Source organism: Bacillus cereus group sp. BfR-BA-01523, from assembly GCF_022662615.1.
Lineage (GTDB): Bacteria > Bacillota > Bacilli > Bacillales > Bacillaceae_G > Bacillus_A > Bacillus_A mycoides.
This window is the reverse complement of record NZ_JAKUDX010000002.1, coordinates 133,806-148,985: the sequence shown is the minus strand read 5'-3', so window position 1 is coordinate 148,985 and position 15,180 is coordinate 133,806. Positions and strand designations below refer to the sequence as shown.

The following is a 15,180-nucleotide window of genomic DNA, read 5'->3' as shown; positions in this document are numbered from 1 at the left end:
TTTACTTTACATGAACGACTAATTCGTTATTTTCTACATCAACCACTACGTGACTATTGTCAGTAATCGTTCCTGCAATTAATTCTCTCGCTAATTTCGTCTCAACTTGACGCTGTACGTATCGTTTTAACGGACGAGCTCCGTACATCGGATCGAATCCAGCTTCTACAACAAATTCTTTTGCAGATTCCGTCAATTCTAATGATATGTGGCGATCTGCTAAACGCCCTTGTAATTCTTGTACAATCTTATCAACAATACCTTTAATTTCATTCCTTGTCAGAGGTTTGAATAAAATAATTTCATCGACACGGTTTAAGAATTCCGGTCGGAAATGTCCTCTTAATTGTCCCATTACAAGTTCTCTTGACTCTTCTTTAATAGAACCATCTTCTTCTAGCCCTTCTAATAAGTGAGCAGATCCAATATTTGAAGTCATAATAATAACCGTGTTTTTAAAGTCTACTGTACGTCCTTGCGAATCTGTAATGCGTCCATCGTCTAACATTTGTAATAAAATGTTGAATACTTCTGGATGTGCTTTTTCGATTTCGTCTAACAAAATAACTGAATATGGTTTACGTCTTACTGCTTCTGTTAATTGTCCGCCTTCTTCATATCCAACATATCCAGGAGGCGCTCCAATTAAGCGTGACACTGCATGTTTCTCCATATACTCAGACATATCGATACGAATCATTTGCTCTTCACTGTCAAATAACGTTTGTGCTAGCGTTTTTGCAAGCTCAGTTTTACCAACACCTGTAGGGCCTAAAAAAATGAATGAACCAATTGGACGATTCGGATCTTTAATGCCAGCGCGCGCACGAATTACTGCGTCTGATACAAGGCTTACCGCTTCCTCTTGACCGATAACACGCTCTGATAAAATTTGTTCAAGACGTAATAATTTCTCGCGTTCACCTTCAACAAGTTTTGCGACAGGAATACCAGTCCATCTTGAAACAATGTCTGCAATTTCTTCTTCGCTTACTTCCTCGCGTAATAAACGATTTTCTTGTTTATTATGTGCACCCATCTCTTCCGCTTCTTTTAACTCTTTTTCGATAGCTGGAATTTTCCCGTGGCGAAGCTCAGCTGCTTTATTTAAATCGTAATTTCCTTCTGCTTCTTCTAACTCACGGCGCAAGCGCTCTAAATGCTCACGTAAGTCACGCACTTTGTGAATGTCTTCTTTTTCTTTCTCCCATTTCGCTCTCATACTACTTGCAACTTCTTTTAAATCCGATAATTCACGTTGCAATGTTTTTAGGCGCTCTTGACTACCTAAGTCCTTTTCTTTCCCAAGAGCAGCTTCTTCAATTTCCAGCTGCATAATGCGGCGCGTTACTTCATCTAGTTCTGTTGGCATAGAATCAATTTCTGTTCGAATTGTTGCACAAGCTTCATCAACAAGATCAATTGCTTTATCGGGCAAGAAACGATCTGAAATATATCGATCTGATAAAACAGATGCCGCTACAATCGCGCGGTCATGAATATTTACACCGTGATAAATTTCAAAACGCTCTTTTAAACCACGTAAAATGGAAATTGTATCCTCAACAGTTGGCTCTTCTGCTAACACTTGTTGGAAACGTCTTTCTAACGCTGGATCTTTCTCAATATATTTACGGTATTCATCTAATGTCGTTGCCCCGATACAATGCAGTTCACCACGCGCTAGCATTGGTTTTAACATATTTCCCGCATCCATCGCTCCTTCTGTTTTACCAGCGCCGACGATTGTATGAAGTTCATCAATGAATAATAAAATGCGACCTTCACTCTTTTTAATTTCATTTAATACAGCTTGCAGACGTTCTTCAAACTCACCGCGGAATTTTGCTCCGGCCACAAGTGCACTCATATCTAAAGCGAAAATTGTTCTATCTTTTAATCCTTCTGGGACATCTTTTTTCACAATACGCTGCGCTAATCCTTCAACGATTGCTGTTTTACCAACACCTGGCTCTCCGATTAAAACGGGGTTATTTTTCGTTTTGCGTGAAAGAATGCGGATTACGCGGCGAATTTCACTATCTCTGCCAATTACAGGATCAATTTTCCCCGCTCTTACTTCAGCCACTAAATCACGGCCATATTTTTCTAACGCTTCATAAGTTGCTTCTGGATTTTGACTAGTCACTCTTTGATTCCCCCGAACTGTCATTAAAGACTGTAATAAGTTATCTTTCGTAATATAAAATTTTGCAAATAATTGATTTATATCGCCTTTCTCTTCAGAAAAAGCAAGTAATACATGTTCGATTGAAATGTAGTCATCTTGCAATTTCTCCGCTTCTTTTCCTGCTCTTACAAGCAGTTGTTGCAAAGCACCTGTTACATATAATTTCCCTGCCTCTGCCCCGCTTCCAGTTACAGAAGGCTTTTTCTTAATTAAACTTTCGGCGCCTTGTTTTAACGCTTCTATATCGACATTCATTTTTTGAAAAATACGTACTGTTAATCCGTCTTGCTGCTCTAATAACGTAAGCAATAGATGAACAGTATCTACTTCTTGATGATGATGAGATACCGCTAAAGATTGAGCACTCATAATCGCTTCCTGTGTTTTCGTTGTCATTTGATTTAAGTCCATCTTTACAGCCCTCCAAATGTTTGACTTTCTTTGACCTTTGATTTGATTATACGCCAACTGACTTTTTTATACAATAATTTTGCTTATGTAGTTCAAACTTATTATTGGAAAAAGAAAAAAGTAACATTCATTTTCCTAATCAAAAAAGCCGCAATAACGATTGCGGCTTCTGTTACGGTTTTCTTTTATATGTCCACTGACGGTTATGATTTGCGTTCTCTGGAAACTTTTCACCGGCAGTTAATTGTACCATTTGCGGATTTTTCACCATACTTCCCGTTTCACCAATTTCTACGTAAATGCCATCATTTGGCGCTTTTTGCCCTGAACGAAACCTGCGATTTTGTCCCATTTTCATTCTCCTTCCATGACGTCTTGCCTCATTAGTATATCCATTTTAAAAGAAAGCCTTTCTGTCATGTTTAGGAAACAAGTACTACCGTTTACCCATGTACATATATATAATTACACAAGCTCAAGCAGGAATTATTGGCATATTTGTTGAAAAAAAAGAAACCAACCTACTTTAGGCCAGTTTCAAAGGAGAGTCAAACATATACGAGAAGATTACATGTTCATTATAAGTCGCATCATTCAAACAATGTAACCCTTTTCACAAATTGTACATAATGAAAGAAACATTGTTTGAACTTTCTAAAAAGACATTGACTTTTCCTAATTTCCAACGAGAAATAGTAGACACCACAGCGCTTCGCGACGTAAGATGGATATATAGTGAAACTTTCATCTACAGTAGTTTCACCCAGTCTAACCTCTTATTTCTGCATATTAAAAACGGAAATACAGATAGAATCAAAAAATTTATTATAAGAGGTGAAATTATGAACAAACAACATTTAATCGCATTAGACTTAGACGGAACTTTATTAACAGACAACAAAATAATTTCTCCAAGAACGAAAAACACAATCGCAAAAGCAAAAGAACAAGGACATATTGTCGTTATTTCAACAGGACGCCCATTCCGCGCTAGTTACGATTATTATAAAGAACTTAGCCTTAACACACCAATCGTAAACTTTAATGGAGCTTACGTGCATCACCCTCTTGATTCAAGTTGGGGAACACATCACTCTCCTCTTGAACTTTCAACAGCGCAAGAAATCGTCCGAGCTTGCTTTGATTTCGGCGTGAAAAATGTCTACGCTGAAGTCATCGATGATGTGTATGTCCGTGAAATTGATGAAGATAAAAAACATATTTTTGAATTCGGTTCTCCAAAGATTTTCACAGGAGATTTATTAAATATTTTAAACGACCATCCAACTTGCTTATTAATCGATGCACATGACGAGCATTCTGCTGCAATTCGCCAACATTTAACAGATATGCATGCTGAAGTCATCGACCATAGAAAATGGGGTGCGCCTTGGCCAATTATTGAAATTGTAAAAAGCGGATTAAATAAAGCTGTCGGATTACAAAAAATTTCAGGCCATTATAATATTCCTAAAGAGCGAATTATCGCTTTTGGTGATGAGGATAACGACTTTGAAATGATCGAATTTGCTGGTCATGGAATCGCAATGGGTAATGCAATTCCTGAATTAAAATCACTCGCAAATCATACGACATTAACGAATGAAGAAGATGGTATCGCTCTATATTTAGAAGAGGTTCTTGGATTGTAATCTAAAAATTCCCTGCTTATAGTTTCTCGCCAAACGCTCATACTATTATTAGACGCAAAAGTCAGCGCGTCAATTGTTTTCAGCTAAATAAAGGGGGTTTTTCGAATGGGTAAAAAGAACAAATCAAAACGTTTTATCCAGCAAGGAGCCGATGCTGTTATGAAGCATGATGCAAGATTCCCGTACAGAGGTACATTAGCTGAGGCAGAAAAAGCGAGAAGTAACTCTTCATTTGGAGGGGTTTAAATGGGGAACTTACTATTCCAACAAGCTAGAGACGCTGTTTCAAGTGCCGTTTCTTGTTCAAGTGGCGCTGAACAACAGGAACTCGTTTATAGAGCAAAAAACTCTTTGCACTCTGCTTATGCAAACTCTTCAACTGCTGAAAAAGTTCAGCTACGTGAAATGCAGGAGCAATTGCAAAACATTACGAATTCGCATTAAAAAAGGAGGACCAGCTTTGGTCCTCTTTAATCTTTTCTAAACAATCCAAACACACCGACCGTTTGCAGTATATTTGTAAATGCACCTGGGTCCACTTGTTTAATAACCCTCTCTAATTCGTACAACTCATAACGAGTAATAACAATCATTAACATTTCTTTATTTTCATTTGTATAAGCACCTGTTGCTGGTATAGTTGTAATCCCTCTCACTAAGCGAGAGTGAATCGCTTTTCGCACATCTGCCCCGTTCTTTGTAACAATTAATGCCGTAATCTTCACATGACGGGTATGAATCGCATCAATAATTCTCGTTGATACATACAAAGTGACTAAAGTATATAATGCCTTTTCCCATCCATATACGTAGCCAGCAGCGATAATGATAAGTGCATTAAAGAAGAAAAAATACGTGCCGACAGGCTTATCTTTTATTTTTGATAAAATCATAGCAATAATATCTAGACCACCTGTAGAAGCCCCCCACTTTAAAGCAACCCCTACCCCAATCGCTGAAATAATACCACCAAAAATCGCATTCAATATAATATCGTGCGAAACCGCTCTAACTGGGATAATTTCTAAAAACAAAGTCATAAATACAACACAAAGAAAACTAAAAAATGTAAAGGCCTTCCCAACCTTTTTCCACGCTAAAATAACGACAGGAATATTAAACAAACTAAACAATACCCCCGTAGATATATGAATAGATAAAAAGTCACCTAATATTTGTGACAATAATTGAGACAATCCAGCAAAACCACTCGCATACACTTTCGCTGGTGTTAAAAATAAATTCATCCCAATCGCATTTAATAAACCCGCAATAATTACAACGACTAACTTCTTAATAAGTTCAGTATAATTCAGCTTCAAATCCATTTCTAATCCACCTTTAGTATTCATGAATGCACCGCTATACATAGTCTTTACGAAAAAGGAAATGATAAACATACAACGTTTAGAAATGGAGTTGATACATATGCCACATACTAGCGATAACGACAAAAAAGCACGCGACAATAATGCAAAGCGCACTCAAAAAAATGAACAAGAGCAAAAAAATATTCAGCAAGGAAAACGTGCATATTCTAAGAAAACCGATCACCTTTGATTACATCGTACATCAACTTTAATGTTGATGTACTTTTTTTACATTTTACAGGGAAAAAACATTAAAAATTCACTTCATGTTCACTTCTATATTCTACAATAGCGATAACATATTCGGATGAGGTGTTAGCATGAAAGGAAAAAGTACATTCATTATCACTGCACTAATAAGTATATTAATACTATCTGCTTGCGGACAAAAAAATGACTCGGCCACAATCGCTACAACAACAAACTCAACCATTACGAAGAGCGATTTCGAAAAACAATTGAAAGATCGATACGGAAAAGACACGCTATACGAAATGGTAGCACAAGATGTTATTACTAAAAAATATAAAGTATCTGATGATGCAGTAGATAAAGAAGTAGAAAAAGCAAAAGATCAATACGGAGAACAATTCAAAGCAACACTAGAAAATAATCGTTTAAAAGATGAAGAAGATTTCAAAAATCAAATTAAATTCAAACTTGCATTGAATGAAGCGATTAAACAAGGCGTTACAGAAAAAGATGTGAAAGACCACTATAAACCAGAAATTAAAGCTAGTCACATTTTAGTAAGTAACGAAAATGAAGCGAAAGAGATAAAGAAGAAATTAGATACCGGCACTTCATTTGAAGAATTAGCAAAACAAGAATCTCAAGATTTAGCATCAAAAGATAATGGCGGAGACCTCGGATACTTCGGGGCAGGCAAAATGACACCTGAATTTGAAAAAGCTGCCTACAAATTAAAGCCCGGCCAAATTAGCAATCCCGTAAGATCACCAAACGGCTATCACATTATTAAACTAACTGATAAAAAAGATTTACAACCTTACGATAAAGTGAAAGACTCTATACGTAAAGACTTAGAAGAAGAACGTCTTGCCGACCCTTCCTTCGGTCAAAAATTATTACAAGATGAATTAAAAAAGGCAGATATTAAAATAAACGACAGTGACTTAAAAGATACATTTTCTCATCTTTTTGGGAAAGGGAACTAAAAAACAAGAGTGCAAACTTTTTAAACAGTATACATGATGGTAAATGAGATTATATAAGCATTGTTTAAAATATATCGATTTGCCGACCAAAATCGACAACATAAAGAAGTAGGCTGCTTGAGCAGCCTACTTCTTTTATTCTTTCATTAATACTTTCAGCTTTTTCTTCAGACTTTTATAATGCCAATTGATGTGATCTAGTTCTATCTCTACTTCAATTAATATATCTATTAAGTCATCTTTATTTTGCTGAAAGTTCACCATACTCTCAAGCAACTTTTCAAACCTTTGACTACTCTCATATATATCACTTAAATCAACTGCCGCTATTTCACGTTCTTTTTCGGGGGATAATACGGAAAGGCTCTTTATTAATTGTTCCAGTACATTATCTTGCACTTTCATACCTCCCTTAATTCGATGCTTATACCTCTTTCTTTAACATTTCAAAATTAACCATGGATACCACAATACCTCTTCTGCCTCACTTTCCCCATCATCAATTAAATGGATAATCTGCTTTGCATCTTCATACTTATCAACAAGTGATAATTCATTTAATTTCTTACCAAAATCCTCTTGTAAATTGTTATGAATAAAAGAATAAAAATCATTGTTACTAAATCCGCATATATCAAATCCTAATATTTCATCGTTTTCAACATCAACAGGTAATGAACTTTCGAGAAAGTTATATAGAAACTTTAAAGTCATTTTCTTCTCGCTCATTTATTAAAAAATCCGTCCGATACTCTTCTGAAAGATGCAAACTAATAATCTCTAAATTATCTATCCCTTTTAAATAATTTCGCTTAAAGAATCTCGCATCTTCTAAATTTTTAAAAGCATTCGGCCACGAGAACTTTTCTTCTTCCATTAGTGTATCTAAAAAAGATTGTCCACTTTCACGTTCCTCTTTACTAATCTTCAACCTTCCATTTATCATCTGAGCAATAGGATCATTTTTATTTGAATTACACCAAGGGAAAAACCAATAATCCGGAAATGTAGGCCGAATCTCATTACATATCGTTAAAATCGTTTGTGATAGTCCCTCAATATTGCATTCTTTATAGATAAGTTCCCTATCGTAGGAAATTATGAGGTATCCGGAACTATAATATTTCATTTACATACCTCATTTCTTTTCAATCAAAATTAAATTCAAACTCTCTCTCATATAGATATAACTATCTATCCCTTCTATATTTTTAAAAATATTCCTCTTCCAATGGTTCTCTTACTCCCTTTCTCCTTTTATGCCGAACGTAAAAAAACTACCTCCTCCCTAATAAACTTAGAGAAAAGATAGTTCTTTTTAGTCCACTTTATTTCTTAAAGTAAGTCCAACCTTCTTCTTGGTAAATCTTTTCTTCTTTCATCAGTTTACCAAGTGCACGCTTAAATGCAGCCTTACTCATATTGAAACGTTCTTTAATGTCTTCTGGGTTACTCTTATCCCAAAACGGCATTGCTCCGCCTCGTTCTTCCATATATGCATAAAGTACTGCTGCATCATCTTCCATTCCTTCTTCTTTACGAGGAAGAAGTGAAATGTTAATTGTACCGTCGTCTTTCACGTCAATAATACGACCTGTTACGCGCTCACCGATGCGGACTTGTTCTTTTCTTTCTGTATGGTGTAAGAAAGCACGGAAATGCTCGTCAGTTAGTATGAACGAACCAACTTGAAGTGAGCGATACACACGTCCATTTACGTTTTTATTACGCATAGATGGCGTTGCATCTACGATAATTTCTTGCATATCACTGTCTCTTGCCGGAAGGGCAATTAAACGATCACGATTCGTTAATTTTAACGTACAATATAATTCGTCGCCTTCCTGAGGCCATACTGGCATATAAATTGGAAACTCATCAAGTGGAATTAGTATATCTTTTGATACACCAATATCAACAAACACACCTAAACTAGGAATAACTTCTACAACCTTTACCCAATTCCAATCATGCGTTGTAATAATTGGTTCCTTCATTGTTGCTGAAATACGATTTTGGTGATCAAGGTATAAGAATACATCAATCGTATCGCCTTCTGCAATTTCTCCAGCTAATTCGTTTTTATGTAGGAAGATTTCTTCCTCTTCGTTTCCAACCATATATCCGATTTCCGTTTCGCGTAAAACAGTTACCTGTTCAATCGATCCTAATTGCAAATACATATTTTTTAATTCCCTTCTCTATATATAAAGTTATCTTTTTTATCATTCCAAACAAAAGTTAATTATAACACGATTTTTCCTTTATTTGTCCAACTGCCCAAAATTCACTATAATTAAATAAAGACTGTATCTATAGGACTATATTCCCCTACGGATGATCCGTCAAAACACTTAAGTTGCAACAACTCTATCTAATCGATGTACTTTCCGCTATACTTTAATATGTATATTACATAGCCTATTTAGGTGCATGAAAAGATAGAAATTTATTTGGAGGTGCTAACTATGGCAAAAGAGAGTTCTTTTGACATCGTTTCGAAAGTAGAATTACCTGAAGTAACAAACGCAATTAACATCGCATTAAAGGAAATCCAAAACCGATATGACTTTAAAGGTAGTAAAAGTGATATTAAATTAGAAAAAGAAGTACTTGTTTTAACTTCTGAGGACGAGTTCAAATTAGACCAAGTAAAAGACGTTCTAATTTCTAAACTTGTAAAACGTAACGTTCCAATTAAAAACTTGGACTACGGAAAAGTTGAAACTGCATCTGGTAATACTGTTCGCCAACGTGCAACTCTGCAACAAGGTATCGATAAAGATAACGCGAAAAAAATTAACAACATCATTAAAGAAATGAAATTAAAAGTAAAAACGCAAGTACAAGATGACCAAGTACGCGTAACAGCGAAAAGCCGTGATGACTTACAAGCAGTAATCGCAGCCGTTCGCAGCGTCGACTTACCAATCGACGTACAGTTCATTAACTACCGCTAAGAAAAAAAGATCCTCTATCTATACAGAGGATCTTTTCTTTTTAACCGCAATTAAAAAAGCAATAAATAATACATTCACACCGACTATTAAGGAGATAAACAACCAATTCACACCTGTTTCTTCGCTAACTTTATACACATTCGACTCTTCGCGCTTTAAAACAAGATAAAAATTTCCGTTTTCTTCTCTTATAATTTCGTCTTCTAACAATCCTCTTAACTCTTGTTTTTCACCAATTGCACTTACAGGTAAGGAAACCTTTTGCGTTTTTTTCGTATTATTAATCGCTACTAGTGTTACTTCATCTTTATACTTTCGTTTTAATATACTCATTCCATCTTTATCATATAGAAGTTCAAACGTACCACGTCGTAAAGATGGTCTCGCTTGTCTAAGTTCACCTAGCTTCGTTATGTGCTGCATAAACTTTTCATCAGATTTGAAATCCATTAATCGTCTATTATCTGGAGCATCTCCCCCATCTAATGCGATTTCAGTTCCATAATAAAAATTCGGTATCCCCGGGGATGTTAATAAGTAAGTGATCGCTAGTTTTAAACGAGACGGTGGGTAATACATATTTTCTTTTGCAATACGTGCAAATCGCTTTGTTTCTTGATTATCTAAAAACGTAGCGAATTCCTCTTCTTTTCCACTCACATCATATAAAGGTTTCACAGACATATCTGCTTTTGAAAATGACTCTACTATTTTTTTATAGTACTCATTATCTTCCTTTGTCATAATGTGAAAATCTTTCTTTACCTTCTGCAAATCCTTTTGCACTTCATCCCAAAAAGCACGCGGCTTTTTTTCACTATGTATCACATAACTTCCGTCTAAATCGACTTCTTTTATCCACCATTTCATCGAGTCTATTAATTGTTGTTCATTTTCTTCATACGGAAATTGAAAGACAACTTTCATTCCTTTTTTGTGAGCCTCATTTACAAGTTCTTTCACATCATTTTCTGTTCCGAAATGTTCATTTACTTTTTGAAAATTTCGAACACTTAATCCGTCATACTTTTCACTTTCAAAAAGCGGCGAAAGCATAATAGTAGTAAATCCCATTTCTTTTATGTAGTCCAATCTTTTTATAATCCCACGTATATCTCCGCCCTGATACCCTTCTAAATTACCAACGTCTAACTGTTTGTCATTTTTCGATTCTCCGTTATTAAAGCGATCAATCATAATGGAATATATAACTTCATCTCGCCATTCCCTTTTTTCTTCCGCAAAAGTATGTACTGGTACAAACAAAATAACAGCTAAACAAAAACAAATGAATAGTTCCTTAGTCCATATTTTTTTCACACGCATCCCCCAAACTTCCAATTGTAAGAATATTATACCAATTTTTAGAGCAAATCGCATACGTTGATTTTATCCCTCCAAAATACATCATGTTAGGTTTTCTAACATTACCTAAAAAGTTTTCTGAATTTTTAGTTGATTTTTCTTTTTATTTCGAATATGATATGAAACATAACATATAGATGTTATTTTTTCTAACATCATAGGAGGAGAGAGAATGAATACGGGGGATACAGTTTTTATTTTTGTAACGACAGTAATGGTCATGTTGATGACACCAGGATTGGCACTTTTTTATGGGGGTATGGTTCGCAGTAAAAACGTACTCAGCACGACAATGCACAGTTATAGCGCAATGGCTATCGTTTCGATTCAATGGATTGTTATCGGTTATTCTTTATCATTCGGACCAGATTGGCACGGACTTATCGGCAATCTCGATTGGTTCGGTCTAAACGGAGTTACCTACGCACCAAACCCAGACTACTCATCTACTATTCCTCACAATTTATTTATGATGTTCCAACTCATGTTCGCTATTTTAACTCCCGCTTTAATTTCAGGTGCATTCGCCGAAAGAATGCGATTTTCTGCCTTTCTTATTTTTATCCTACTTTGGACAACAATCGTTTACAATCCTGTCGCTCATTGGGTGTGGGGCGTTGGCGGATGGCTGAGAGAACTTGGTGCGCTAGACTTTGCTGGCGGTAACGTCGTTCACATCACATCTGGAGTTGCTGGTCTCGTATTAGCTATTTTCCTAGGAAAACGAAAAAACATAAGCGGTACCTCTCCTCATCATTTACCATTTACAATGTTAGGCGCAGGCTTACTCTGGTTCGGCTGGTTCGGTTTTAACGTCGGTAGTGCATTATCTTTAAATGACGTAGCTTTAACTGCATTTATTAATACAAATATAGCCGCCGCTGCCGCCGCTTTAACTTGGATGCTTTCTGAATGGTTCTTCCAATCGAAGCCGACTGCGATGGGAGCTGCTTGCGGGGTTGTTTCTGGTTTAGTCGCAATTACGCCAGCTTGCGGATTCGTTACACCTTTCTCCGCTCTTCTTATCGGAGCAATTGGCGGTATATTATGTTTTGGTGCTGTCTTCTTCTTAAAAAACAAATTCGGGTACGACGATACACTTGATGCATTTGGATGCCACGGCATCGGAGGAACTTGGGGCGGTATTGCAACTGGACTATTTGCAACTACTACTGTAAACGGTGATGGCGCTAACGGATTATTTTACGGAAACGCATCTCTCCTTTTCAAACAACTTGTAGCAATCGGCGCAACATATGCATTCACAATCATAATGACGTACGCCATCATTAAAGCGATTAACTTCTTCCTCCCTGTTCGCGTCGATGAGCACGAAGAACAAATGGGGCTTGATATTTCGATGCACGGGGAGAAAGCTTATGAGTATACAGAGAGATCTGTGAACTAAAACTTACAAACATACGAAAAAGGTGTACTCCGTTCTAACACGGGGTACACCTTTTTCGTATATTCATAACAACACAAATATTCCAAACTATCGGTATATAAATATCTTTATCTATCTATTCATATAAGCATCTTATCTTTTCAATAGCGAATTTAAAACAAGTTGCACAGCAACAGCGTCATCTAAATAACCGATAGGAAAAATGTAATCTGGAATCACATCGACTGATAGAATAAAATAGATGAGAGCACTTCCCATTAAAGCTAGTTCTACAGGTGTCCCCTTCTTTTTCGTAAATCTCTCATACAATTCTTTCAGATCATTAATGAATGGTCCAATACTGCTTACCTTCTGAATCTTCTCGGTAAACCCCTTTTCAATCGTTTCTTGTCCTTCTTCTGTTTGCGAATATTGTTCGTAATTAGCCAATTGTTGCTCTACATTCGCGATACTAAACTTTTGATCATATAACTGTGAAGATTCAAGTAAATGCTCAATGTTATTAATAGATACATGAATATCAGATTGTTCTTCCTGCTTTGTTCCAATAGAATAACCTGCCGCCACAAACAAATCTGCGATCGGAATACCGAGGCAATCTGCAAACTTTTGCAAATGCTTTGGATTTGCTTTTCGCTTACCATTTATAATCATTGAAATAGTAGCAGTATCAATCCCAGTAAGCGCGCTCAGTTTTCGCATCGATAAAGATTTTTCCTTCAGTAATTCTTTTAATAACAACCCAAGATTACTTCTTTCATTTCCTTCAGACATATTCCATTCCCCTCTATTCATGAGAATAATCATAGTTGTCACATGCAAAATAACTACAACTTCTATACAATTATATTAACAAATTTTTTTGCCAAGTTACAAGATGGGGATTCGTAATATATGTTTACATTTTGTAAACATATATTACGAATCATAAAATAAAGCCATCTCAAAAAATCGAAATTTTTTAAGACGGCTTTTTCTGCGTAGTTTAATAGAGCAACTTATTGCAACCACTTTCTCAATAAAAAAAATATGCTACTACAAACAATATAAGAACTAATAAAAGTGAAAAATGCAACTAGAAATGAATGGTGCAAGGAAAAAGTTAGCACTGTTAATAACGAAGACAAAAAGAATAAATCTAATAAAATAAAATATCCTGAACTTAAAACACTTTCTACTAATTGTAATTCAGCCTCAAGTTCAGAGTACTTCAACCTTTTATAAAGTAATCTCACTTTCGCTCACCTTCTATTCATCTGATGTTAAAAATATCATTCCTTTCTCTTTCTATAAAGTGAAACTTTAATCAGTGGAGGTTATGATCATCCCTGCTGATTATAAGCCCGCAAATAGCGGGATAAATCAATCAAAAAACGCAGCAAACGCAATAATTAATAGTAACGTTCCGCTAATCAATGTTCCAAATTGTCCTAAAGTAAATTTCCCAATACGAACGTGAGCTATCTTTCTCCCTAATGCAACTCCGCCCCAAACTGTTATGAAACTACCAATTGCCGCAGCAACACATATCGCTATCGGATTCAAACCGAATAAACCAGCACCTAATCCGTTCGTTAATGCATTAGCAGACAGACCAATGCCAAGAAAGATGGATTCTACAAATCCGATTCCTCCAGATTCACCTATATTTTTCGTTAAACCATTTATTTCTGTAGATGCTATTTCACCTTCCGCACCTTCAGCTACCACCTTACGAGGAATTGCTAATAATACAATTCGAAGACCAATGACAACTAATAAGAAAGAACCAATGACTACTGGCATAATCCCAGGCAAAATTTTCGAAAGCCATAACCCAAAATAAATCCCGGCCACACTAAACAAAAAGCAAATAACCGAAATGATAAGATTGGAAAAATGACTAATTCGTATGTTGCGAATGCCGTAAGAAATTCCCACTCCTAAGTTATCAATGCTTGATGAAAATGTCAGTGCTAATACCATCATCCATGCTGTCATTTAATTCATTCACTCCTCCGCGCAAAATATATTTCTGAATATTAAGATAATTTATCCGGCATACATAGTATGGAATATGAATAAGAGAGATACAAACTCCCTATATTCCTTCCACTTAATCCCCCTCCTCGCTTAAAAGCGAGGAAGAGTGAACCATTTCATTACATTCATACGATTTGCTTTTCCTTTTTCACGAACAGAGTGAAAAATTTCACCAGTGAAAGATCCCATTTTCGTAGCAACCTCTTTTTGCATCGCTTTATTTTCTGATGCCGCTTTTACACTTAAATCTAACGCCTGCTCAAAATGCTCTAACGCTTTTTCCAAATGATAATCTACATCTTTTTCTACAGCTTTATGCATCATGCTTAATCTCCTCCTCTTCATCTTGCGCTTGTTCAGCTGCCGCTTCTATAATTTCTTGTTCATCAGTTGTGTCATCTTCCACATAAGAAAGTTCTTTTTCAAATTGCTTTTGCATCCTATCCATTTTCGCTTCCACAATAATATCTTCTACTTCTTCTTTAATTGTTTCAAAAGTAGACTTCACACCTCTTGCTCCTGATTCAACAAGCGGACGAAGTGTATTTCTTACGACAGGTAATAAAGCCGCACTCGCTAACGCTAAAGTAGATCCAATAACAACTTTTCGTATCATTTTCATT

The 15,180-nt window shown here is 36.0% G+C and carries 18 protein-coding genes and 1 pseudogene; 7 read left to right on the top strand and 12 right to left on the bottom strand.

The window, feature by feature from the left end; translation table 11 throughout:
• Position 1 precedes the first annotated feature (1 nt).
• Both clpB and MR066_RS05115 read right to left on the bottom strand, forming a co-directional pair.
• Positions 2-2,602, bottom strand: a complete 2,601-nt coding sequence (gene clpB, locus MR066_RS05120; protein WP_242246165.1) for an ATP-dependent chaperone ClpB — start codon at positions 2,600-2,602, stop codon at positions 2-4.
• 172 nt (positions 2,603-2,774) lie between these two features.
• The gene (locus MR066_RS05115; protein WP_002086997.1) at positions 2,775-2,954 is read right to left on the bottom strand and encodes a YjzC family protein; all 180 of its coding nucleotides are present in this window, start codon (positions 2,952-2,954) and stop codon (positions 2,775-2,777) included.
• A gap of 490 nt (positions 2,955-3,444) precedes the next feature.
• Between MR066_RS05115 and MR066_RS05110 the strand changes: the two genes are divergently transcribed.
• The 3 genes from MR066_RS05110 to MR066_RS05100 all read left to right on the top strand — a co-directional run bounded on the left by MR066_RS05110 (position 3,445) and on the right by MR066_RS05100 (position 4,698).
• A complete protein-coding gene (locus MR066_RS05110) occupies positions 3,445-4,254 on the top strand; it encodes a Cof-type HAD-IIB family hydrolase (protein ID WP_002030271.1) in 810 nt (269 codons plus the stop codon).
• A gap of 105 nt (positions 4,255-4,359) precedes the next feature.
• A complete protein-coding gene (locus MR066_RS05105; protein WP_000516816.1) occupies positions 4,360-4,500 on the top strand; it encodes a hypothetical protein in 141 nt (46 codons plus the stop codon).
• Positions 4,501-4,698, top strand: a complete 198-nt coding sequence (locus MR066_RS05100; protein ID WP_002011309.1) for a DUF3813 domain-containing protein — start codon at positions 4,501-4,503, stop codon at positions 4,696-4,698.
• A 26-nt stretch (positions 4,699-4,724) separates the two neighbouring features.
• Here MR066_RS05100 and MR066_RS05095 read toward each other — a convergent pair whose 3' ends face one another.
• Complete coding sequence (locus MR066_RS05095) at positions 4,725-5,582, bottom strand: YitT family protein (RefSeq protein ID WP_002125914.1); 858 nt, start codon at positions 5,580-5,582, stop codon at positions 4,725-4,727.
• 100 nt (positions 5,583-5,682) lie between these two features.
• Here MR066_RS05095 and MR066_RS05090 point away from each other — a divergent pair, with 100 nt between their 5' ends.
• Together MR066_RS05090 and prsA are read left to right on the top strand one after the other, a co-directional pair.
• Positions 5,683-5,814: a DUF3941 domain-containing protein gene (locus MR066_RS05090; protein ID WP_001120851.1), complete on the top strand. Its 132-nt coding sequence runs from the start codon at positions 5,683-5,685 to the stop codon at positions 5,812-5,814.
• 130 nt (positions 5,815-5,944) lie between these two features.
• Entirely contained in the window at positions 5,945-6,802 is an 858-nt protein-coding gene (gene prsA / locus MR066_RS05085; RefSeq protein ID WP_242246164.1) for a peptidylprolyl isomerase PrsA, read from the top strand.
• A gap of 135 nt (positions 6,803-6,937) precedes the next feature.
• Here the strand turns inward: prsA and MR066_RS05080 are convergent, their stop codons facing one another.
• From MR066_RS05080 to MR066_RS05070, 3 genes and pseudogenes are all read right to left on the bottom strand, one after another.
• The gene (locus MR066_RS05080) at positions 6,938-7,201 is read right to left on the bottom strand and encodes a hypothetical protein (protein ID WP_001153800.1); all 264 of its coding nucleotides are present in this window, start codon (positions 7,199-7,201) and stop codon (positions 6,938-6,940) included.
• Positions 7,202-7,240: 39 nt separating this feature from the next.
• Positions 7,241-7,931, bottom strand: a pseudogene (locus tag MR066_RS05075) (hypothetical protein).
• Positions 7,932-8,130: 199 nt separating this feature from the next.
• Positions 8,131-8,985, bottom strand: coding sequence for a CvfB family protein (locus MR066_RS05070; RefSeq protein WP_002011240.1), 855 nt, complete (start codon positions 8,983-8,985; stop codon positions 8,131-8,133).
• Positions 8,986-9,270: 285 nt separating this feature from the next.
• Between MR066_RS05070 and MR066_RS05065 the strand changes: the two genes are divergently transcribed.
• A complete protein-coding gene (locus MR066_RS05065) occupies positions 9,271-9,762 on the top strand; it encodes a YajQ family cyclic di-GMP-binding protein (protein ID WP_002011241.1) in 492 nt (163 codons plus the stop codon).
• An 18-nt stretch (positions 9,763-9,780) separates the two neighbouring features.
• Here the strand turns inward: MR066_RS05065 and MR066_RS05060 are convergent, their stop codons facing one another.
• Positions 9,781-11,142: an alpha-amylase family glycosyl hydrolase gene (locus MR066_RS05060; protein WP_242246163.1), complete on the bottom strand. Its 1,362-nt coding sequence runs from the start codon at positions 11,140-11,142 to the stop codon at positions 9,781-9,783.
• Positions 11,143-11,299: 157 nt separating this feature from the next.
• On the opposite strand from MR066_RS05060, the gene MR066_RS05055 reads away from it, so the two are divergent.
• Positions 11,300-12,535, top strand: a complete 1,236-nt coding sequence (locus MR066_RS05055; protein ID WP_002087005.1) for an ammonium transporter — start codon at positions 11,300-11,302, stop codon at positions 12,533-12,535.
• 132 nt (positions 12,536-12,667) lie between these two features.
• Here MR066_RS05055 and MR066_RS05050 read toward each other — a convergent pair whose 3' ends face one another.
• From MR066_RS05050 to MR066_RS05035, 5 genes are all read right to left on the bottom strand, one after another.
• Positions 12,668-13,309 carry a helix-turn-helix domain-containing protein gene (locus MR066_RS05050; RefSeq protein WP_242246162.1) on the bottom strand — a complete coding sequence of 214 codons (642 nt, stop codon included), beginning with the start codon at positions 13,307-13,309 and terminating at the stop codon, positions 12,668-12,670.
• A 224-nt stretch (positions 13,310-13,533) separates the two neighbouring features.
• A complete protein-coding gene (locus tag MR066_RS27285) occupies positions 13,534-13,770 on the bottom strand; it encodes a hypothetical protein (protein WP_002087009.1) in 237 nt (78 codons plus the stop codon).
• A gap of 127 nt (positions 13,771-13,897) precedes the next feature.
• Complete coding sequence (ytaF, locus tag MR066_RS05045; protein WP_242246161.1) at positions 13,898-14,515, bottom strand: sporulation membrane protein YtaF; 618 nt, start codon at positions 14,513-14,515, stop codon at positions 13,898-13,900.
• A gap of 132 nt (positions 14,516-14,647) precedes the next feature.
• On the bottom strand, positions 14,648-14,881 hold the full coding sequence (locus MR066_RS05040; protein ID WP_002087011.1) for a hypothetical protein: 234 nt from the start codon (positions 14,879-14,881) through the stop codon (positions 14,648-14,650).
• Positions 14,871-15,173: a hypothetical protein gene (locus MR066_RS05035; protein WP_002087012.1), complete on the bottom strand. Its 303-nt coding sequence runs from the start codon at positions 15,171-15,173 to the stop codon at positions 14,871-14,873. Before MR066_RS05035 ends, MR066_RS05040 begins: the two co-directional genes overlap by 11 nt.
• Positions 15,174-15,180: the final 7 nt, after the last annotated feature.